At 55.5% G+C, this 21,947-nt stretch carries 19 protein-coding genes; 11 read left to right on the plus strand and 8 right to left on the minus strand.

Annotated elements, in window-relative coordinates:
• Window positions 1-38: 38 nt before the first annotated feature.
• Together KF784_13620 and KF784_13625 are read left to right on the plus strand one after the other, a co-directional pair.
• Window positions 39-2,531 (plus strand): PAS domain S-box protein, encoded by a 2,493-nt coding sequence (locus KF784_13620; protein MBX3120100.1) that lies wholly within the window; start codon window positions 39-41, stop codon window positions 2,529-2,531.
• Window positions 2,532-2,564: 33 nt separating this feature from the next.
• The gene (locus KF784_13625; GenBank protein ID MBX3120101.1) at window positions 2,565-3,068 is read left to right on the plus strand and encodes a hypothetical protein; all 504 of its coding nucleotides are present in this window, start codon (window positions 2,565-2,567) and stop codon (window positions 3,066-3,068) included.
• Here KF784_13625 and KF784_13630 read toward each other — a convergent pair.
• From KF784_13630 to KF784_13645, 4 genes are read right to left on the minus strand one after another with little or no spacing between them, the layout of a single operon-like run.
• Complete coding sequence (locus KF784_13630) at window positions 3,065-4,516, minus strand: putative N-acetylmannosamine-6-phosphate 2-epimerase (GenBank protein ID MBX3120102.1); 1,452 nt, start codon at window positions 4,514-4,516, stop codon at window positions 3,065-3,067. The two genes, KF784_13625 and KF784_13630, sit on opposite strands and share 4 nt — an antisense overlap.
• A complete protein-coding gene (locus tag KF784_13635; protein MBX3120103.1) occupies window positions 4,516-5,268 on the minus strand; it encodes a uracil-DNA glycosylase in 753 nt (250 codons plus the stop codon). Before KF784_13635 ends, KF784_13630 begins: the two co-directional genes overlap by 1 nt.
• The gene (locus tag KF784_13640) at window positions 5,261-5,761 is read right to left on the minus strand and encodes an HIT domain-containing protein (protein MBX3120104.1); all 501 of its coding nucleotides are present in this window, start codon (window positions 5,759-5,761) and stop codon (window positions 5,261-5,263) included. Before KF784_13640 ends, KF784_13635 begins: the two co-directional genes overlap by 8 nt.
• Window positions 5,762-5,803: 42 nt before the next feature.
• Complete coding sequence (locus KF784_13645) at window positions 5,804-6,385, minus strand: response regulator (GenBank protein ID MBX3120105.1); 582 nt, start codon at window positions 6,383-6,385, stop codon at window positions 5,804-5,806.
• 130 nt (window positions 6,386-6,515) lie between these two features.
• Between KF784_13645 and KF784_13650 the strand changes: the two genes are divergently transcribed.
• From KF784_13650 to nuoG, 3 genes are all read left to right on the plus strand, one after another.
• Window positions 6,516-7,427, plus strand: coding sequence for a hypothetical protein (locus KF784_13650; GenBank protein ID MBX3120106.1), 912 nt, complete (start codon window positions 6,516-6,518; stop codon window positions 7,425-7,427).
• Entirely contained in the window at window positions 7,424-8,707 is a 1,284-nt protein-coding gene (gene fahA, locus KF784_13655) for a fumarylacetoacetase (GenBank protein MBX3120107.1), read from the plus strand. The genes KF784_13650 and fahA overlap by 4 nt, the downstream gene beginning before the upstream one ends.
• Window positions 8,708-8,778: 71 nt before the next feature.
• Window positions 8,779-10,920: an NADH-quinone oxidoreductase subunit NuoG gene (gene nuoG / locus KF784_13660; GenBank protein ID MBX3120108.1), complete on the plus strand. Its 2,142-nt coding sequence runs from the start codon at window positions 8,779-8,781 to the stop codon at window positions 10,918-10,920.
• Between the two features lie 37 nt (window positions 10,921-10,957).
• On the opposite strand, the gene KF784_13665 is transcribed toward nuoG, so the two are convergent.
• From KF784_13665 to KF784_13680, 4 genes are read right to left on the minus strand one after another with little or no spacing between them, the layout of a single operon-like run.
• Entirely contained in the window at window positions 10,958-12,034 is a 1,077-nt protein-coding gene (locus KF784_13665; protein ID MBX3120109.1) for a mannose-1-phosphate guanylyltransferase, read from the minus strand.
• 7 nt (window positions 12,035-12,041) lie between these two features.
• On the minus strand, window positions 12,042-12,506 hold the full coding sequence (locus KF784_13670; GenBank protein ID MBX3120110.1) for a hypothetical protein: 465 nt from the start codon (window positions 12,504-12,506) through the stop codon (window positions 12,042-12,044).
• Between the two features lie 50 nt (window positions 12,507-12,556).
• Window positions 12,557-13,042, minus strand: coding sequence for a hypothetical protein (locus KF784_13675; protein MBX3120111.1), 486 nt, complete (start codon window positions 13,040-13,042; stop codon window positions 12,557-12,559).
• Entirely contained in the window at window positions 13,039-13,473 is a 435-nt protein-coding gene (locus KF784_13680) for a hypothetical protein (GenBank protein MBX3120112.1), read from the minus strand. The genes KF784_13675 and KF784_13680 overlap by 4 nt, the downstream gene beginning before the upstream one ends.
• A 52-nt stretch (window positions 13,474-13,525) precedes the next feature.
• On the opposite strand from KF784_13680, the gene KF784_13685 reads away from it, so the two are divergent.
• Genes KF784_13685 through KF784_13710 form a run of 6 tightly spaced genes read left to right on the plus strand, consistent with a single transcriptional unit; the run spans window position 13,526 to window position 21,839 of the window.
• Window positions 13,526-14,287, plus strand: a complete 762-nt coding sequence (locus KF784_13685; protein MBX3120113.1) for an endonuclease III — start codon at window positions 13,526-13,528, stop codon at window positions 14,285-14,287.
• 19 nt (window positions 14,288-14,306) lie between these two features.
• Complete coding sequence (locus KF784_13690; protein MBX3120114.1) at window positions 14,307-16,958, plus strand: hypothetical protein; 2,652 nt, start codon at window positions 14,307-14,309, stop codon at window positions 16,956-16,958.
• Complete coding sequence (plsY, locus tag KF784_13695) at window positions 16,955-17,617, plus strand: glycerol-3-phosphate 1-O-acyltransferase PlsY (protein MBX3120115.1); 663 nt, start codon at window positions 16,955-16,957, stop codon at window positions 17,615-17,617. The genes KF784_13690 and plsY overlap by 4 nt, the downstream gene beginning before the upstream one ends.
• Before the next feature lie 3 nt (window positions 17,618-17,620).
• Entirely contained in the window at window positions 17,621-18,424 is an 804-nt protein-coding gene (locus KF784_13700) for a tetratricopeptide repeat protein (GenBank protein MBX3120116.1), read from the plus strand.
• Entirely contained in the window at window positions 18,421-19,494 is a 1,074-nt protein-coding gene (locus tag KF784_13705) for an LptF/LptG family permease (GenBank protein MBX3120117.1), read from the plus strand. Before KF784_13700 ends, KF784_13705 begins: the two co-directional genes overlap by 4 nt.
• On the plus strand, window positions 19,491-21,839 hold the full coding sequence (locus KF784_13710) for an LPS-assembly protein LptD (protein MBX3120118.1): 2,349 nt from the start codon (window positions 19,491-19,493) through the stop codon (window positions 21,837-21,839). Before KF784_13705 ends, KF784_13710 begins: the two co-directional genes overlap by 4 nt.
• The last annotated feature ends 108 nt before the right edge of the window (window positions 21,840-21,947 follow it).

Here is a 21,947-nt window from a genome sequence, read left to right on the forward strand (position 1 = left end):
GGCTTGAGGAGGCAAAGCCATCCCAGGGTGAACGGGCTATGGCCGAACGAATAAACGAGCTGGAAGGCCAGGTTGCAAGCGCTAAATCGGCGCAGAAGATGCACTGGTATGCCGCACGCAGGTTCGAGGAACTGTTTCATGCAGTTCCGGCAGCGTGCTACACGCATGATGCCTCCGGCAAGATCTACGAGTTCAATCGTGCCGCCGAACACTTGTGGGGTATCGAAGCCTTCGAGATTTTTGAGAAATCGGTTTATGGCAACCTCGTAGGGCCCAAGGCAACCGCGAGCTATATCCAGGTGGTCGAGAGAGTTCTCCGAGGAGAATCCGTCACCGAATTTGAGTGGGAGTTCGATGCCAGAGACGGCACCACCCACTACCTCATCTCCAATTTCTTCCCCGCGCGTAATTTGCAAAACGAGATCGTGTCCGTCAGTTGCGCGACTCTCGACGTTACCCAGATCAAAGTCGGCGAAATCGAGCGATATCGCACGTCAGAATTGGTAAGACAGTTTGTCCAACACTCCCCAGCGCCAATCGCAATGTTCGATACTGACATGCGATTCCTGGTCGCCTCAGATCGCTGGAAATCCGAGTTTATCGGACACGCGATGGAGCTCGAAGGGCAGGAGCTTAAGGACGCAAGCCCGAACCTTGCCGAGCGTTGGCAAACCCAGATCGTAAGAGCGCTCCACGGAGTCGCAAGCTCAAAAGAGGACGATCCGTTTGAGGATGTCGTTACCGGGGGAACCTCCTACTACCGTTGGGATATTCGCCCTTGGAGAGACCAAAGTGGAGAGGTCGGCGGCTGCATTATTCTCTGCGAAGATGTCACAGATCGCTGGCAGGCAAACCAAACAATCCTCGAAGGCAAGGCCAAACTTGCCGAGGCGCAAAGAGTTGCCAAACTTGGCTATTGGAGCTATGACGTCCAGTCGGATCGAGGCGAGTGGGCCGAAGAGCTCTATGCCATCCACGGTCTTGCAAAGCCCGATTGCATTCCACTTGACCAAGAGAAGTTTTTCAGTCTGATTCTTCCAGAGGATGTCGAGCGCGCGAAAACGGTCGTCGAGAAAGCAAAGAAAAGCGAAACAGAGTTCACCCTGGAATATCGCATCCATCGCAGCGACGGCGAAACGCGATATGTCCTTTGCCGCGGTAAAAGCAGGAAAACCCAATCGGGAATGTTGCTCGAAGGCACGGCCCAAGACATCACCGACCTTAAAGAGAACGAGCTTCGACTGATAGAGGCCCAAAGCCGGATCGCATCGTTCATCGCGACGAGCCCAACCATTCTGTACTGCGTCTCGGCGGACGGCACATTCGCCTGCACCTACGTGAGTGAGAACGTTGAGCGGGTTTTGGGATATGCCCCAGAGCAGTTCTGCGGTGATCTCAAGAGTTGGACAGATCGCATCCACCCCAACGATAAAGCGGCCTTTGACACTCAGTGGCAGGGAGTCGCGGAAGGCAAGCCCTTCCGATGCGAGTACCGCTCTGAACACGCCGACGGTTCGTATCGTTGGATCGTCGACGAGATCAATCTGGTCAGAGATTCATCTGGCGACCCCTTCGAGTACGTCGGTTCAAGAACCGACATCACCGAACAAAAGCAAGCCGAGGAGAATCTGCGACTGCTCTCCAGCGTTGCCGAAACATCTTCGAGCGGCATCTTCGTCTTTGACGCCAGCTTCCGACTCAAGTACGTAAACACCGCCTTTGTCAAGCTCGTGTCTTCCGATGCCGAAGACCTGGTGGGCAAATCTGCAGAGGAAATCCTAACGCAGTTCGGCTCCGAGGAGCATGCGATTCGTGTCCTACGGCAAGTCTTTAGAAACCCCAAACCCACCGAGCTTGAACTGAGCGTGAATGACCGTTACGGCGACAAGTATTGGTTCGAACTCGTGCTCAACCCGGTCTTAGACCCCGAAGGAAAGCTAACACACTTTATCGCCGTTGCACACAACATCACCGACCGAAAGCTCGTTGAGCACGAATTGCAAACCGCAAACAAACGGCTTGAGGCGTTGGCATCCACAGACGGCCTGACGGGTGTTCAAAACAACCGCGCATTCAGAGGTTTTCTGGAACTTGAGTTGCAAGCGGCACATGCTGCAAAAAGACCGCTGTCGATTATCCTTCTCGACGTTGACAAGTTCAAAAGCTTCAACGACAGCTTTGGGCATCTTGCTGGTGATGAGGTTCTCAAGGGAGTTGCCGACACTCTCCTCGATGCGTGCCGCGCGGGCGATTTCGTCGCTCGGTACGGTGGCGAAGAGTTCGTGGTTGTCCTGCCAGGAGCGGACGAAGAAAGGGCAATCGCAGCCGCAGAAAGAATTCGCACAGCTATCGAACGGGTGGTTTGGCCTCATCGACAGGTCACCGCCAGCTTTGGCGTCGCGACCGTCGTCGGTCGATGCAAGGATATCGAAAAGATCATCAGCGAAGCCGACAAGGCTCTCTATGCGAGTAAGGACGCCGGACGCAACTGCACGACGCATTTCCGACACTTGGCAAAGAAAGCGGCGTAGAGATTTTCGTTAGAATGCGTTCAGGAGAATGCATTGAACGAAAATCAAAACCCAAAGCTGCTCCAGGATTGGACGCAAGAACTCGACGCGTATCTCATTAGCATCAAATCCAAACGTCGTTCGAGTGACTTCAAAGGTTCCGAACTCGCCGTAGCGGCGATGGAGCGTCAAAAGCCCGCAGACTTTGTCTTATATGGGCCTCGTTCGTGCTTTGTCGAAGTCGACCGAGAGCCTGAAACCGAATCCACTCAACAAGAGATTGCCCTCTATAGGCGCATTCGCGAAATCGAACGACGTCTCGAAGCCAACGAGCGAAAGCGCAGGTGGTTTGAACGTCGGTTTTCGCTTGTGTTTGTACTTGCCGGCATGATCTGGATGTGGATCGCGCAGGGCCAGTTCATACGTTACGACTCAACACTGAGCGAGGTGGACACACGAAGCGTCAACACCCGCAAAGGCTCGCTTGAGCGTGAACAGCAGTTGATTTCCAAGATGACGAATCTGGAAAAGCGAGTGAAAGAGCTGGAGAACCGCTAAGCCTGCGCGAAAAGCGCAAGTGCAGCCGCGCCATATAGCCCCGCATCGGCCCCTAGTGGACTTGGAAGAATATCCGGCTTCACCCATCCCTCAGCAATATCGGAGTTCAAGTTATAGATCATCTCTTGCAGCCAGTCGGAGAGCCCAACCCCACCACCGACAACAATCACATCCGGCATCCACAGCGCGGCAAGAGTTCCGATGGCTGTCCGTGCCGCTTGAACGGCCCTATCTTTTTGCGATTCCGTTGGGGTCGGCGTCAACGCCGCTCCGCCGAGAAGCTCCTCAAATGATTCCGAGCCTGCAAGCAGATCGTTGAGCCGAGGGTACTCACCATAGGGCCCTCTCCAGATAGCTCCGTTCGCGACCAAGCCGCAGCCAACCCCCGTGCCCAGGCTAAGCGTTGCAACCCGCATGCCCGCAAACTGGGGCAGGTTAGCGTGCCCCCAAGCCGTCGCCAAGCCGTCATTGAGGACAACCGTATCAAGCCCATCCCAATCGTAACTTGCGCCTTCGTAATCTGGAATGATCGGCTTCGCTTCAATTACCACCTTAGAAGCGGGATCGACGGTTCCCCCGGTTGAGATTCCGATCCTCCTGACAGAAAACTCACCGGCTTGCTCGCGAATCCAGGCCTCACGTTCTCCTTGCGATTTTGGAAGTGCAATCCGCGACGAAGAAAGCAGTTTCCAATCGCTGCTGAAGTAGCCAAAGCGCAGCCAAGTTCCCCCGATGTCCACTGCCCCAACGTTAGCTTTGCTTCGAGCTGTAGCCGCAACAAACCGGCGAGTCTGCTTTACCGGATCGTTTAGGGCCCCACCGATCACAACCCCAGCTGCCCCAATCCGCAAGGCAGCCTGAGCTTGCCAAGGCTCCTGAAAACGACCTTCTGCCAAGACTGGGGTACTCCCCGCAATGCGCACCGCTTCGCGCAGAAACTCAAGGTCTGGACCGGAACTGCCCCAACTCTCCTGCGTGTATCCGGCGAGCGTCGTGCCGATAATGTCCGCCCCTGCCTCAAGCGCGTGACGAACCGAATCGGGACTGTCGCAATCCGCCATCGCAAGGAGTCCGCGGCGATGTATGTATTCGATAAGGGAACGCAAAGGAGCCCTATCCGGTCGAGCGCGACGTGTTCCATCAAGGGCGATAACTTCGCATCCTTCTTCAATGAGGGCATCGACTTCGGTAACAGTAGGTGTTATATAAACCTCGCTGCCCGCGTAGGCCTGCTTGATCAGGCCGATAACCGGCACCCCCGTGCCACTTTTGATCGCGAGGATGTTCTCAACCCCCTGCAACCGCAGGATTTGCGCACCTTCTTGGAGGCTCGCAAAGGCAAGCCTTAGCAGGGTGAGCGGGTCCTCTGTCGGCGACCCATCGCTTGCTTGTACACTTGCCACGACCGGGCATCGCCGGAGGCTCTCTTCAAACTCTTCAATCCGCATTAGAACAGGCTCTCCTGTTCCGAAACCTGTTCATCCGTGGATGATTCCTTCGCCGGCTCAGCCTCCTGCCCTTCAACCAGAAGCTTCTGTGCTGCTGCCCACGCGCGTGCGATGTCGGCAACCAGCAGAGAGTATCCGCCATCGTGGGTGCTTGAGGATTGCCGAAGGATATATGCCGGATGCAACGCCGCAATAGCCGTCCGAGCGTAGGCACACGGAAAGTACTTCCCGCGCTCTGCCGTGATCTTGAAGTCTTTCTTGATGATCAGCTTTGCGCTCGGCGCTCCGATACAAAGTACAACCTTGGGAGCGATAATCTCAAGCTGGGGTTTAAGCCATTGAGAGCAGGCAAGAACTTCCTCGTCTGTTGGCGGGCGATTGAATGCTTTTCCCTCCCGCCAATCGCATGCCCGACACTTGACCACGTTGCAGATATAAACGATTTCGCGGCTTAACCCATTGTCTCGCAGAGCCCGATCCAGCATCTGCCCAGCACGACCTACAAACGGACGCCCTGTGTGGTCTTCCGTCTCGCCTGGCCCTTCCCCCACCAACACCAACGGAGAAGCTGGATTGCCCTCACCAAAGACGACATTGTTTCTCCGCTCCGCGATGGCACAGGTCTGACAACAAAGCGCCCGCTGTCGTAGTTGGAGGAGGTCTTGAGGCCATCGTTCAAGCGGCAGAGGCTGACTGATTCCTGCGACAGGTGTAATCGCTGCTGTCAACTCGGTATCGGTCGGGCTACTCAACAGTCTCCCCCTCAGCAATCGCTTTCAACCTGTCGTAGCTCTGCTCCAAGGTTTGTGGCAGGACACGCACATCGCCCACCGTCGTCATAAAGTTTGTATCGCCGTTCCAGCGCGGCACCACATGCCAATGAATATGGGAAGGGATACCCGCGCCCGCAGCATGTCCGACGTTGACACCGATATTAAAACCATCCGGCTTGTAGGCCGCTGTCACCCATCGTACACATGCGGCAACCAGCTTGTTGATCTCTAAGAGCTCGGCATCGTCGAGCGCGCCGATGTCGTTCGTATGTTTGTAAGGGGCGATCATCAAGTGCCCGTTGGTATACGGGAAGGCATTCAGCATCACAAAAGCCGTTTTGCCACGCCACAAAATTAGGTTTTCCCGATCGCTATCCTGCTGGGGAAGATCGACGAAAATGCATCCTCCATCGCTTGGAGATGCTTTCTCGATATAGGTGAATCGCCAAGGCGCCCAAAGCCGTTCGGCCATAGATTGTTATAGCACGGGCCGGGTTGTGCGATGTGTTTGCGATCAAGTCGCTTCGGCAAGGATAATCGCTTCCGCAACCTCTCGCATACTCTTCCGGTTGTTCATCGACTGCAACTGAATCCGACGATAGGCCTCGGCCTCGTCGATGCTATGTTGCTTCATCATGATGCCCTTGGCCCGATCAAGGAGCTTTCTCGCTTCAAGCCGTTCCTGCACTCCCGAAAGTTCCTTGTTAAGCTGAAGATGCTGTTCATAGCGCGACCGTGCAACCTCAATGGCAGGCGGTAGATCACTGGGCTTGAACGGCTTCACCAGATAGGCAAACACTCCAGCGTCCTTGGCGCGGTCAATCAACTCTTTATCGCTATATGCGGTCAAAAGGATCGTGGGAGCGAGAGATTCGCTGGCGATTTCGGAAGCCGCGTCGATCCCATCCATAACCGGCATCTTCACATCAAGGATGCAGACGTCAGGTCGAAACTCCCGTGCGCTGCTCAGGGCTTGTAGGCCGTCGCCTGCCTCGGCAACAACCTCATAGTTCATGTTCTCAAGCATCTGCTTGAGGTCAAGCCGAATAATCGGATCGTCGTCAGCTATAAGAACTCGCATCATAGACATTGGCATCACCTTTCTGGGGCACGCCTTTGTGAAGCCCAGTCTTGTCCCTTATTGTACAGTAGCCCGGCAGGAAGTCACGGGACACCAAGAGGCATACTTGGCAACCGAAAGCATGGACGTCTGCCATACTAAATTCATGACCGAAGCCTTGCGGCGGCTTATGAGCGGCGTCATCGATTATGCGGGTCTTTTTCCGCCCGCGAAGCTGGATATGGCCTCTGCTGTAGAGGAGTACTTAAAGGTCATGAATGGGCCGCATCGATGGATGGTGAGCCGGTTCATCTGCCCCGCATCGCGCTTGGACGAACTGGGTGAGATCCTTGTCGAGAAGCCTCAGACAGGCGTTTTTAAGCTTACGCTCACGGGCTCCGGCGGGACCGATCTCGATGCGTTCGAGACCGGTCTGGAATCAGACGCAAAGGCGATGACTGCTTTTGAATCTCAGTTTGGAGAACAAGCCCCCATCGAAGCCCTGGAAATTAGGCTTCCATCCTACAAAGACACCGCTCGCGTGTTCCGAGATCTGCAGTCGTTTGACTCAATCGAGGTCTTCCTAGAGCTTCCTTGGCACGAGCGACAGGTCGACACGATGGTCGAAGTCGCCGAAGAGGAGTGGATTGGGGTTAAGGCACGAACCGGTGGGCTGGATGCATCGGCGTTTCCCACAACTCGGCAGTTGGCTGCATTCCTTCAGCAAACTGTCGATCTTGACCTTACGTTCAAGCTGACTGCTGGCTTGCATCACCCAATACGGCACGACAATGCGTCGGTCAAAACGAAGATGCACGGATTCCTGAATGCGCTCTTCGCGACGGCTTTGCACGATCAGCATGGGCTAGGTATTGAAGAGATTGACGAAATCCTTGCGGACGAGAAGCCCGATTCGTTCGTCTTGAGTAACGACGGCATTCGATGGCGAGACCTCGAAGCCGATATCGACCTGATCAGAGAAACCCGGCAACTCTTCGTTGGCTATGGCTCATGTTCAGTCGATGAGCCTGTCGAAGACCTTGTGTCTTTAGGCTTGCTGAACGGAGAAGACCGATGAGATTTTTTGTGCCTCCCGATGCTCGAAGCTGGATTGCTTATCCCGACGACACCGATTTCCCCATTCAAAACCTTCCGTTTGGTGCGTTCTTGCTCCCCGACGCCGACGACGACATGCAATATGTCGGCGTGGCGATCGGCGACTATGTCGTCAATCTCGCCCCGCTCGAAGCTGAAGGGGTCATCGACCCATGTGGCGCCACCGAGGGTGTCGGCCTTTGGGTGCTCCTATCGGAGGGCCGCGACGCGATGGCGGCGATCCGTGAGCAGGTCTTCGATCTTTTGCGTGAGAAGAACTCGGCGTTGAGGGACAACCAAGCTCTGCGAGCCGCAGCGATCTTACGACGGGACGACGTCTACATGACGCTTCCAGCACCCGTGGGCAACTTCGTCGATTTCTATTCCGGCATTCACCATGCGAGCAACGTGGGCAAAATGTTCCGCCCCGACCAGCCGCCCCTCCTCCCGAACTACCGCCACGTCCCCGTCGCCTACAACGGGCGCGCCTCAAGCGTGATCGTGTCGGAAGAGCCGATCCGGCGTCCGAACGGGCAAACAAAGGGTCCGAACGACGAGATGCCGAGCTTTGGTCCAACGCGAGAGCTTGATTTTGAGTTGGAGATGGGTTTCTTTGTTGCCGAAGGCAATGAACTGGGTGATCCCGTCCGGGTAGACGATGCGGAGGAGATGCTTGCTGGAGTTGTTCTCGTCAACGACTGGTCGGCTCGTGACGTTCAGAGATGGGAGTATCAGCCACTCGGCCCCTTTCTCGCTAAGAGTTTCGGCACCAGCGTGAGCCCGTGGCTCGTTTCGCTGGATGCACTGGAGCCCTTCCGCATCCAAGGCCAACCCCAAGATCCCGAAGTGTTGCCGTACCTTCAGCCAAGCGGACCCTGCCATTTCGACATCCAGCTTGAGGTCTTGCTGCAAACCGAAAAAATGACCAAGCCCCAAGTGATCTGCAGGAGCAACTCGAAAAACCTTTACTGGAGCTTTGCTCAGCAGCTTGCACACATGACATCGAACGGCGCAAACCTCCTCCCCGGAGACTTAGCGGCGACGGGAACGATCAGCGGCACCTCCGAAGATTCCTACGGATCACTTTTGGAGTTGACTTGGAGAGGGCAAAACCCGATCACTCTTTCCGAGACGGGCGAGACGCGGACCTTCCTTGCCGATGGTGATGTGGTCATCATGCGCGCATTCGCCACCGACGGAAAACTGCGAATCGGCTTCGGCGAGGTTCGATCTCAGGTTTTGCCAGCCCTCAACTATCCATAAAGATTCGTGCAGGAACGGGCTCATTTCGGGTACACCTAGCGGACTCGGCACAGTCTGTGTTTGGAGCATTCATGGCAGCGGTTGCATCTACCGATACAGTAACGATTCTTGTCAACGACGTCGAACTCCAGGTCCCCAAAGGCGAGATCATTGTGGAGTCCGTAAAACGGCTCGGGCTAGAGATTCCGATCTTTTGCTACCACTCGCGTATGAAGCCTGTCGGCATGTGTCGAATGTGCTTGGTCGAAGTCGGCTTTAAGCAGCCCGACGGCTCCGTTCGCAAAATGCCCAAGCCCCAAGCCGCTTGTACGCTCCCAGCAAGCGATGGCATGGCGATCTATACGGACACCGAAATGGTGCACCGAGATCGCAAGAGCGTCCTTGAGCTTCTGCTCATCAATCACCCGCTCGACTGCCCGATCTGCGACCGTGGTGGAGAATGCCCCCTCCAAAACAACACACTGATTTATGGCCCATCCACGAGCCGGTACATCGAAATCAAGCGCCACCTGCCGAAGGCCTATCCGCTGAGCAGTTACGTCACGCTCGACCTTGAGCGATGTATCCAGTGTGGTCGCTGTGTACGCTTTACAGAGGAGATTTCTGGCGACAGCCAGCTCGCGTTCCGGTTCCGTGGCGCGTCGATGCAGCCAAGCACCTTTGAACTGCGCAACTTTGAATCCAAATTCAGCGGCAACGTCATCGAAATCTGCCCAGTTGGAGCATTGACAAACGCCGAATACCGCTTCCGTGCTCGTCCGTGGGACCTCGAAACTCGGCCCGCGATCTGCACGCTCTGCTCAAACGGATGCAACGTCTGGTTCGACTATCGAGCCGGAAAGATGGTCCGCATGAATGGTCGGACCAACGAAGCTGTCAACGAAGAGTGGACCTGCGATAAAGGCAAGTTCGGTCACGAGTTCTACAACGACGAGAAGCGACTGAAAAACGTCCTCGTGCGAAGAGGCGAAAAGCTGATCGAGAGCGAATGGGCGACCGCCTATGCCGACCTGATCCCCCGTTTCGAGAAAGCGGGCAAGAAAGCCGCGGTTTTGATGGGTGGAAGCCTCTCAAACGAAGCCTATTACATGGTGCAAAAGCTGGTTCGAAACGGGTTCAAGTGCAACAACCTCGACCACCGATGGACTAAGCATCTGATGGGAGCAAACGACCGACTTGAGACCAAGATGAACTTCAAGTCCGTTCAAACTCAGATTGCGTCTTTCGAGAACAAATCGGCAGTTCTGATCTTTGGGACCTCACTCGCCGACGAGCAGCCGATCCTTTTCCTGCGCGTCCGGAAGGCTTGGTTCCAAAACGGTGCAAAAGTCGTTGTCGCGCACGATTCGCCCACCGATGCCGATAGTTTTGCCCATCTCATCCTTCGCTACAAGCCCGGCACAGAAGAAGCTCTCGCAAACGCAATTCTTGCCGCAACGGTAGAGAGCGGCAAGGCGAGTGTGCCCGACGCCGTCAAGAAGCAGTTGGTTGATTTCTCCCCTGAGAAAGCCGAGAAGATCACAGGCGTCCCTGCCGCACAGATCCGTGAAGCAGCCTCCCTGATGGGACCGGGGGCCGCCATCATCACAACCCACAGCCTCCTGAACGTGGACAAAGCCCAAGACACACTCGAAGCCGTTGCCGCGGTCGGCATGACCACAGGCGCCGAATTCAACTGTTACGCGCTGAACGCCAACGACATAGGAGCCGACGCAGTGGGCATCCTGCCCGACGGGAAAGCTGCCGGTAAGGATGAGGGCCTGAACACACACGACATCCTCCAAGACTGCGCAAACGGCAAGATCGAGTCGCTTTGGCTGATGGGGTGTGATCCGTTCACCCTGCACCCCGACCGCCACCTCGTCGAGCGCGCGCTTGAAAGCGTGGAGTTCTTGGTTGTGCAAGACATCGCCGAGACCGAAGCGCTTAGCTATGCAAGCGTGGTCTTACCGATGTGCGCCCCCGCCGAAGACGACGGAACCTATACAAACATGGAGGGTCGCGTACAGCGTCTGAAGCCGGTGTTGGATGCGAAAGGAAATGCCAAGTCTGCATGGCGAATCGCTCAAGAAGTGATTTTGAGGATAACTCCAGGCGCTCCCATCTTCAATCCCAAAGATGTTATGGCGGAGATGGCTGGAAAACTGCCCGCATTTGCAAACGCAACGTATGATCGGCTTGAAGGCGAAGGCGTCGTACTGAGCGAGGCATGATCGGGAAGCAGCTCCGCGATCTCCAAATCACGGCTGATTAAACTTTGTCGCTTCCCGACTCCTTCAGTTGCGCAACGATCTCTTTTACGCGCTGAGCTTGGTCTTTCGGCAGCACAAGAACTGCGTCCCCAGTCGTAACCACAATCACATCCTTCATTCCCAGAACGCCTACTGTCATGCCTTCGGCCGCGTTGTAAACGATGCTCCCTTCGGTATCGATGAGTTGGGCTTCCCCGACCGTTACATTCCCAGAATCGTCGCGCGTAAAGGTTCGCGAAAGGGAGTCCCATGCGCCGATATCATCCCATCCAAAATCGCCTGGCACCATGTAAACCTCGGTGGCTTTCTCCATCAGCGCATAGTCAATGGAGATATTGGGCACCTCCTCAAACTTAAGGATAGCGGTCTCCTTGTCGCCCCTCTGAATGGAGTTTGCAATCTGAGCAGTAAGTCGCTCGATCTCGGGTTGGGCTAGAGAAAGCGCTTTCATGAACGCATCCAGCGTCCAGAAGAACATCCCACTGTTCCAGTAATGGTTTCCTGATCCAACAAACCTTTCTGCGACCTCTATAGTCGGCTTTTCATGGAAGGAGGCGACGCCAAAAGCAGATGTACTCTGCCCGCCACCAGCAGATGTTTCGATGTAACCGTATCCCGTCTCCGGCCTTGTTGGCTTGATCCCGATGGTCACCAAGCCGCCAGTCTCTTCTGAGGTAACAAAAGCTCGCTCGACGCAGGTACGGAATTCGTCTTCATCGGCAATCAAATGATCCGCCGTAAGCACCGCTATAGTTGGGTTCTCCAGTTCGCGAGCCATGAGATTTGCCGCTGCCCAACAAAGACACCCTAGGGTATTGCGCTTAGCAGGCTCCACCAGGACATTCATCGGTGGCACCAGATCGGCATCGATGACCGCAAACTCAACGTCCTTCCCGACCGCCATGAAGATTCGGCGCTGATTAACAAGCGGCTCAATCCGATCTCTTGCTTGCTCCAACAAAGTACGGTGCGGGTCGGCAAGGCGTAGAAGCTGTTTGGGTCTTGAGGTGCGGGAGACGGGCCAGAAGCGCTCGCCTGAACCGCCAGCCATAATGATGGCAAGCCGTTTGGTCACGATCCGATTATGGCTTGCTCTCGGTCTTGGGTGCGGCTATCCGCTCAAGCTGGAACCCCTGTCCCTGGGTGGGGGTGAGCGTGATCTTGCTGTCGTTGATCCACTGTACGGTGAACTTTCGAGTTCGCACTAACTCCCTTTCGGCTCGCGCTTTCGCCCCACGGCCCATTCCCTTTGGCAATCCGTCAATCTCTACCGAATCGACCACGGTTTCAAGCTTCTCGCCATCGTCAATCTTGTAGCTGCCAGTTCCCGTGACCGTCACCGACAGGTCACCGAAGGGTCCAGAAGTGCGCACTTCTGAGGTGTAAGCCATCTCAAAGGTGCCATCGGCGCCAAAGGTCTGCGTCACGACAACGTTCTGATCCCCTATCTTCATCGCCGACTGCCAAGAGCCGACGAGCGAACGGTCTCCCGAGCACCCGCTCAAAATCGCGACAGTAAGAACGAGTGCAAGAAGGAAACGGATCATGGCTTAAAAGTAATAACGCTATCAGAGCCTGGTTGTTCCGGCTTTAGGCGTCATTGCGGTTTGATCCGCTTGAATCGCGTTGTCTCTTCGGCGGATTTGATGCTGATCGTGTTTTCGTCAATCCACTCGATCTTATCCATCGCCGTCTTTCCCTTGTCCTTTTCGATTTCAAGGCGAATCCCTGGCTCTGCCTCTTTGGCGATGCCTGCGTAGCCGTAATCCGTGGGTGTTGTCAGGAGTCTGTCTTTCCCTTGAATTGAGTACGTGCCGCGAGCAGTAATGGTAATGTCCTTGCCGCCACCGGGGTTCTTGATGCGAGTCTGAAAGGTGAATATGCCGTCTTCGCTAAAGTTTTGGGTGATCGTCGCGGGATTGTTCCCCGACTTAAACTCAGCTTCCCAAGTGCCAACAATCGAGGGCTCGGGAGCTTCGCCGCAGCCAGCGACAAGCGCGACGATAGCAACAAAGAGAAGTAGCGCCGACTTCAACACAAGGTTGTTAGGGCGCTCACGTCGTAATCCCAACTGAGCGCTCATTCCTTCTTGCGACTGAGGGTAAGTGTCTGGTCTTGGACGGATAACGTAATCGTATCGTCATCGACCCATGTAATATCCCGAAGCGATTTCTTATTGAGCTCCTTGGACGCGTTGTCTCGGACGACCTGATCGAGCTCCTTTGGAAAATTCTCAAGCGTAACTGATGTTCCAGTCATCGCAAGCTTGTTCTCGCCCTCGGCGGCATATGTACCGGAACTTCGTACAATCATCTTTTCGCCAATGGGCGGCGAAAACGTGAATTCGTTCGAGTACGTGCCATCAGCGTTGAAGACTTGAACGAAATCTCCCGTCAAACCGTTCACGACGGGCATCGTGCCGGTCCAAGTCCCCACGAGCTTATTCTTAGCTCCGCAACCGCACAAGGCTACCACAACGGCAACGGCCAAAAACAAGCCAACAAACTTTCGCATAAAGCGAGTATAACACGCACTTTTCGTGAGGCTGTATCCTTTAGACCAACCCATGCCATCGTCCTACTGGAGCCCCGAAACCGTACAGATAGTTATCGCTTCTCTGGAAGCGCAGTACGGTCCACCCCCTCCCATCCCAAACACTGATCCCCTAGAGGAGCTTGTCGCCTGCATCTTGAGCCAACACACAAGCGATGCAAACTCCATCCCCGCCTACGAGCGGTTGCGAGCTGAGTTTCCTCACTGGCAAGCCCTCGTCGAAGCTGGGGAAGAAGGTGTAGCGAACGTTATACGCAGCGCCGGACTCGCCAATCAGAAATCACGAACGATTATTCGATGTTTAAAGGAGATTCAAGATCGCGTCGGTGATTACTCGCTTGAACTCTTGAGGGATATGTCGCCGATCGTGGCCCGAAACTGGCTCACAAGTTTGCCAGGAGTCGGCCCCAAAACGGCTTCGATCGTCCTTTGCTTTAGCCTCGGAATGGGAGTTGTTCCGGTTGATACTCATATCTTTCGTGTGAGCTGGAGGCTTGGTCTTGTTGAGCCAAAGCCAGGTGAGGGAAAAGCCCACGATGCGCTCATGCCACTTGTACCATCAGAGCTTGCTTATCGCTTTCACATGGCGTTCATTCAGCATGGAAGAGCCGTCTGCAAAGCGCCTGTGCCCTTATGCGCCCAGTGCGTCCTCAAGGACCGTTGCGGGTGGTTCTCGATTGGTGGCCCCGAACTCCGAATGAGAGAGATGCAGCAAAAGAGGGGCCGCCGCGCCAACGATTCTCCTTCACAGGGATCAAAAAAGCGGTCGCGATGATTTAGACTGGTAGGAAGGTTTGACGGTTTTCCGAGATAACGAGGCTGCAGAGAGGACGATGGACAGGCTCCACGCCCTAACCGGCTTGGAACTTGATGCTGACTTTCAGGCTTGCTTTGACTCTGCTACCGACCCCGATCTCGCCATTATCAACCTGGAAAGGTGGCTCAAGGCGGTCTCGAACCCCGGAACTCAACTTGCTTTGCTTCTGCAAATGCCCCGATTCCTCCGACTCCTGATTGAGCTCCTCGGTGCAAGTCAGCCGGTCGCCAACGCACTCATTCAGAATCCCGAACTGGTCGCCATCTTGACTGACCCCGAAGCGCTCCCGGTCATCCCATCCCGAGAAGGGATAGAGCAAGAAGGGCGGAGGTTGATCGAACTCGCCACCAGCTACACCCATGCCTTAGACCGTCTTCGCTTTCTTCGACAGCGTTGGATAGTGCCGATCGTGGTCTGTGATCTTTCAGGAATGTGGGAACAAACGGTTGTGTGGCAGGCGATCTCGGACCTTGCCGATGCCCTCATTACTCTTGCGCTTGAAGCCAGTTGGCATGAGTATGCAGCGGGGAAGGGGATTGATGACGAGTGTCCACTGATGGTTGTAGGGTTCGGGAAGCTAGGCGGACACGAACTGAACTACAGCTCCGACGTTGACTTGGTCTACGTCGTCCCTTCCGGCATAAGCGAGGAGATGGAGAAGCACGCTGGACGCGTCTGCGAAATGTTGAATCGCGCACTCAGCGAGCCGATGGGGCGGGGGTCGCTCTACCGGGTCGATCTCCGGTTGCGGCCGTTTGGCGGTGCGGGGCCGATCATTCAGACCAGTCGAGCAGTCGAGGCTTACTATCGCTCCCATGCCGAACTGTGGGAGTCTCAGGCCTTGCTTCGTTCGCGCCCGATCTGCGGACCCGCAGAGCTTCGTGAGAGTTGGGAGGCCATGCGAGACACGCAGTGTTTCGGCAGCCGCCTAAGCACGGCGTCGGTCGAGCAGCTTCTGCACATGCGCGAACGTGTGGAGCAGCACGCCGAGGACGAAGACTTGAAACGAGGGCGAGGCGGGATTCGGGATATAGAGTTCCTCACCCAAATTCTGCAGCTCGCCACCGGACACGAGCACCCCGAAACTCGTGTGTTGGAAACGCCTGTCGCCCTTGCCCAACTGAGTCAGGTTAAGGCTCTCCCGGGAACGGTTGCCGAAGAACTGACTGGTCACTACACCTTCCTGAGAAAGCTCGAACACCGCATTCAGCTCTTTCACGATCAACAGACTCACACTGTCCCTCCTCAAGAAGAAGCGCGCAAGCAGCTTGCCCGGTTGATGGGCTTTGGCAGTTGGGTCGAACTCGATGGGGAGCTGACGATCCGCCGGATGAATGTCAGAAGCATCTATCAAACGATCCTGCCCCCTCTCGCCGGAGTTGACGATTACCGGTCAAAGTCGCTCGCACAGTTGGGACAATTCGCCTCCGACGGCGCAAAGTGGATAGACGCATTGCCCGAGAGTGAGGCGTTCTATGTCAGCCTCTCCGAAAACCGCGATAGCATCGACCGCATCAGAGAGTGTTTGCATGGGGCCCCGGCCCTGACCCGCTACTTTGCGTCCTCAATGCCCCTGATGGAAGAGCTGATGAGCGGCGAAATCGACGAAGAGTTCGATGCTGGGGACTCGATTGCGAGGCTCCCGGCAAACGTGCCCCTGGAGACACTTGCCGCCAAGATTCGGCATATCTGGGTGATCTGTGCTTACCAATGGTCGCGGAATCCTGAGTTTGCGCTCGGAGAGAGGCTTGCCGCCATCTACAGCGCGACTCTGCGCCATATGATGAACAGACTTTACGTCCAATTCGATCTGTTGGCGATGGGGAGTTATGCGGTGATGGAGACCGCGCTCGGGTCCGATCTGGATGTGGTGTTCCTGGTCGAAGACCCCGATCAGCGACCTCAAGCCGAGCAGCACGCTCAAGACCTCCTGAGCATGGCCGACTTCTTGGCGAGGCACGGAGCCCCTATCAAAATCGACCTTCGGCTAAGACCCGAGGGCGGCAAAGGCTTGCTTGTCCGAAGCTATGACGGCTTTGAGGCCTACGAGCTTGAAGCCATGGAGATGTGGGAGCGGTTTGCGCTCGGACAGTCGCGCTTGGTCGAGGGCAACCCCAAAGCCGAGTCCCTTGCGATGAAGGCGGCTTACGCCATCCCTCTCACGCCGGAACACCTCGAAGAGTTGATGCACATCAAGCGCAGAATCGAGAGTGAGAGACTCTCCCCCAAGTACGCAAAGCGGCACGTCAAGCTCGGCCACGGGGGGTTAATGGATATCGAGTGGATGGTGCATCTCAACGAGTTGCGTTATCCAACGGCGGCTCAAGCCGGCAAAAACCTGCTCTTTGATGATCGCATCCGCGCTTTAGCACGGGCAAAGCTCATCAATGCGATTGAGATGGATCAGCTTCTTGCCGCACGAGTACATTTGCGAACGCTACGTGATAGACTTTATCTGTTGGGGATGACCCCCGATATTGTCCCAGAGAACCCAGACAAGCTCGACCGTTTGGCCGAGTTTTTTGGTGTTGGCAACGGCAATGAATTCCTAAAAGAGCACGAGAACCTCGTCGAATCGGTGCGAACGATCTACATGGAGAGCTTGGAGCGACTGAGAGCGAAGGCATGAAAGAAGCATTGGTGTTCCTTGCCGCCTATTTTGTTGGCTCGATTCCGGTCGGCTACCTGGTCGCCCGTGCAAACGGCATCGACATTTTCAAGACCGGGTCGGGCAATGTCGGCGCAACGAACGTGATGCGAAGCCTCGGCAAGAAGTGGGGCATTGTCGTTTTTGTGCTGGACCTTCTTAAGGGCTTTGCCTCCGCGATGGTAGGGGGAATGCTTCTCCCAGAACCGGGTTACGGCCTTCTCGTCGGTGTGATTGCGATCGTGGGGCATTGTCTGTCCCCATTCCTGAAGTTTCGTGGGGGCAAAGGCATCGCAACGGGGGTGGGGGCGCTGTTTGGAAGCGTTCCCGAAATTGCCGGGATCTGTCTCGCCGCCTACGCTCTGGTGTTTGTCACAACGCGCTATGTCAGCGTCGCCTCCATCGTTGCGATTTTTCTCGCGGTCATCTTAGGCTACGCCTTCAAGCTTCCTCCCGTCGGCATCTACGCTCTCTGGGGGATGTGGGCATTGATCGCATTTCGCCACAAAGGAAATATCGAGCGACTGTTGAAAGGGGAAGAACCAAAGTTTTACGCGAAGGGCGCACGTCCCGAACAACCGGGCAACTCGGTTTCGTCAGAAGACAAGGAGCCGATTCCGGTCAATAAGGAGTCCAACTGATCCATGGGCAATGGGTTCGACCTTTCTGTAGAAACAATCGCCGGAATGTGCCTCGTCTGGGTTCCGATTGCCATCTGGTGCATCATGATGATCAACTGGATGATCGTCGGAGAGATCGAAACGCTCGCTGGCCTCGTTGGACTTGGCTTCGGAGTAACTCTTGGCGTCCTATCCGTGAACCCGCCCGATCCTGGGCTGCGCCCACTCTTCTTTGCCGCCGCCGTTATCACCCTCATTCTCACCCCGATCACAAGGCTGACCATGGATAGGATGGCGCTCGCCTCGTTCGACATTGAGGCGATAGAACGTGCCTACGAGATGTTGCGATCCAAGCCCGACAACTACGCCGCAAAGCTGCGGCTCGCAAAAGCCCTCTACAACAAAGGGCTGATCCTCCACGCCGTCGCCATTTGCGAAGAAGCCCTGCGCCCCGCATCCGATGTCACATTCAGCGAAGAGAAGTACATGCTCAAGCGCTGGAAGGGGCAAATCGGAATGGTGCAGAACCCAACGCGCGATATCCGCTGCATCAACTGCAATGAACTCAACGAACCGGGACACATCCTCTGCAAAAAGTGCGGACACGCGTTCTTGCTTAGCTATGCAAAAGGCCAGTTCATCAAACCCAGCATTGCAAAACGGTTGGTGGCTTGCTGGATGTTCGCGATGATGGCCATTCTGGGAATCCCCCTCAGCCTCACCGCCTTTGCGCCTCTCGTCGCGATCGGTGTCATCATCTTTCTGTTCGTCGTCGGAACGTATTTTCTTATCCGCGCATTCCGAGACGACAAGGCCGTCACTGTATGAAAACTCTCGACCGATACGTCATTCGAGAGCTGTTCGTGCCGTTCTTGATCGGCACGATCACCGTCGTGCTGATGTTCCAGGCCAACATGCTGATTTTTCAGTACAAGACCTTCTCGCTGAACACGATCCCGATCCTTGCCTCACTCAAGGTTATTCTCTTCGAAACCCCTGGCTTCTTGAACATGACGCTCCCCGTCGGGACGTCGCTCGCGGTGTCGCTCGCGGTAACGAGACTCGCACGGGAGACGGAGTTGACGGCGATGCGCTCGGCTGGCGCGTCCATCCGCCGCGTGATCATGCCGATGGTCTTTTTCGGCTTCCTCGTGTCTATCGGCAACTTCTTTCTCGCTGAAAATGTCATGCCCGCCGCGAAAAAGGCTTCGCTCAAGATTCAACGCGATATCGGCGCGCTCGGCGGCACACCAGACTTCAAATCCAACGTCGTCGTCAACGTCCGCACCTACACCGTAAACGTTGGCGTCGTTCAACGCACCCAGGATGGCGGTCTTGTTCTGAAGGACATCCTCATGTTCGAACGTCCGCGAGTCGATGAAGTGTGGTTGTACCGTGCCGATAGCGGGACCTACAAAGACGGCATATGGGGCGAATTTAAAAACCTCAAACTCTGGACGATCAAGGGCTCAAGCCTCCGAATTTTCGATCCCAAGGAGTTTGTAATCGAGGAGCCGATCACACTCGATGCCATCTTCTCGCCTCCCACGAACGAGGAGCTCACGCTCAAAGAGCTTCAAGGGATGGTCGCAGACGGCAAGAAAGCCGGAGTCGATACAACTTCGGTCGAAGTCAATTTGCACACCCGTTTCAGCGTCCCCGCCGCCTGCCTGATCTTCTCGCTAGTTGCACCAATCTTCGCCGTACTGTTTGCCCGTGGTGGCACGTTTATCGGTGTGATGCTGAGCCTTGTGCTGGTGATGCTTTATTACAACGCCTACATCATCTCCACGGAGATTCTGGGCAAGCAAGGCATCGTGAGCCCAATGATCGCTGCATGGCTTCCGAATATCGTCTTCCTCGTACTTGGATTGCTCGCCTTGCGGAGGATTGAGTGAAGCGGTGGACGGTTTCCCTGTTCAGCCTTGCCTCAGCCGCCGCATTCGGACAATCCGGTCTGGCTCAGCTTTACAGCACCGCTATCGCTCACACGGGGCAAGATCCTGCCGGAAACTCGCAGACGCCTCCCGATGCGAGACAAGATCCCAATAAGCCCCCGCTCCAGCCGACCGGATTCCCTGCGGGTGCCGACGCAGACGGTCGTTTGCCCACCCCAGTTCAGGGGCAAAACTCAGACCGAGTTGTGCGAATCCTATCCACTAACAGCCAACTCACAAGGATGGGCGACATCGTCACGATCAAGGACAAGGTGCATGTCCTTTATCGCGGATACGATATCTTCGCTGACGAGGTTGTTGGCAATCTACGCACGAGCGTCTTTGTTTTGCGAGGGAACGCCTCGCTGGTCGGGGAGGATGCAGTCATAAAGGGCGAACGGCTTGAGGTCGACTTTGACACCAAGAAGTTCAGGACGCTCAAGATCGACGCTGAATTGAGGCCAAGCCTACTCGGCGGAGAGACACTCAGCAGCGTTTATGTGAGAGGTGGAGAAGGGTTTGGTACAGACCGGGAGTTCACCGCTCACGACAGCCTCTTAACAACCTGCGAAAAGGAGATCCCTCACTATCATATCGACTCTAAAATGATGGAGGTTCGTCCAGGAAAGCGAATCATCCTCCGCAAAGCAGGCTTCGATCTTCTTGGGCACAAACTCTTCACGATCCCCTACTTGGTGATCCCCCTCGACGACCGCAATCAGCGATACGCCCCCGAGATCGGGCAAACGCAAGAGGAGGGTTGGTTCATCCGGAACACCATCGGAATTCCGGTTTCGGGCAACAACGCCCTGTCGAGTTATCTCGATTACTACGAAAAGCTTGGACCAGGGATCGGTGGTCGGTTCGCCTATGACTCGGAGAATGCGGCCGGCTTTGTGCGCGCCTACAACATCGCTGGCGATACCCAATCTCTCGAAGTCGTATCGAGCCACATTCAACGGTTTGGTTCGTCGATCTTTAGCCTCGACAATAACTTTCAAAAGCGCAACTTTTTCAACTCGCCTCAGAACACAAGCATGCAAACAAGGGCATCGCTGCTGTTTCCTCAACGCGGCGCAACGACGAGGCTGTCGTTTATTCGCTCCGCGAACGAGTCCACCAACTTCGAGAGCGTGACCCAGGCCTTTGCGATCTCCGACCAGCGCACATACGGCCTCAACACACGGACCCTACTCGATCTATCGTGGAACCGATACAACTCCCAGTCTGGATCGAACACGAATCAGCGCGAGCAACTCGACGTGCGCTTCAATGGTCGATACGACCTCAGCCAGGCGCTTGCCGAACTCGACTATCAGCGCAGCATTCCTATCGGTGAGAACAAGAACTTCTTCGGAGCAATTGAGCGAACTCCCGTCCTCACACTCAGCACCGATTCACGCCGACTCCTCGGGAGAGGAACCAAAACGGATTGGCCTTTCTCATCCCTTTTATCGGTAGGACAATTCACCGACCAGCGCATCGGCGACACGATTACACGCTATTTCTTTGAGTTCAACCTCAACAGGCCCGACAACGGCAGAAGTCGCTTCGGCATGCAGACCAATGCCCGTTTTCAGCAGCGGTTCTACAGCGACGACACGGCTCAATACGTCACCACCCTCAACACCGCCCTGCGCTACAACCTGGGTGACCGTTCGGCCTTCAACCTGCGGTACTCCTACCTTCAGCCCGAAGGCTTCACTCCCTTGAATATCGACCGCTCAAGCCGAACAAGCTACGGAACGGCTGAACTGAACTTCCAACTCTCGTCTGCGCTTCGGATCGGCGCACAGTCAGGATTTGACGCCCTTCGTTCGCGTGAGGGCGAAGTAGGATGGCAGCCCGTTGGCGTTCGCATGGAGTGGCAGCCAACCGATGGATTCTTAATGCGGGGGCAGACCACATACGATCCCCGACTCTCGACATGGAGCAACCTCACACTCGACATGGGCTACGCCCATAACGACACTTTCCTGAGCATCGGCGCTCGCTACGATGGCATTCGCCAGGTCTGGGGCAACTTCAACGTTTACCTCGACGGATTCCGTGTCGGAAGGACGCGCGTCGCTGCGCTCCTAACTTACAATGGATATCTCAAGAAGTTCGACAGCAAGCATTATTCGCTGATTTATGACCTGCACTGCGCCGAAGCCGTGCTCGAAGTACTGGAGAATAATTTCGGTTTTCGCTCGGGAAGAGAAGTGTATTTTTCAATCCGTTTGAAGGCTTTTCCATTCGGTTCAAATTTTGGAACGGGCACGCGCGGTCAGCCGATTGGCATCGGCACGGGCTCTGGATTTTAAAGAAAAAGCATGTAATACTGTGTATTGTCGATTTTGGTTCACGAATTTGAACCTTGCGGGTGTGTGGACGCGTCCCGAAGTTCGAGGGTTGCCCCATTTTTGGTGAAG

The sequence above is a fragment of the Fimbriimonadaceae bacterium genome (assembly GCA_019638775.1).
Classification (GTDB): Bacteria; Armatimonadota; Fimbriimonadia; order Fimbriimonadales; family Fimbriimonadaceae; genus JAHBTD01.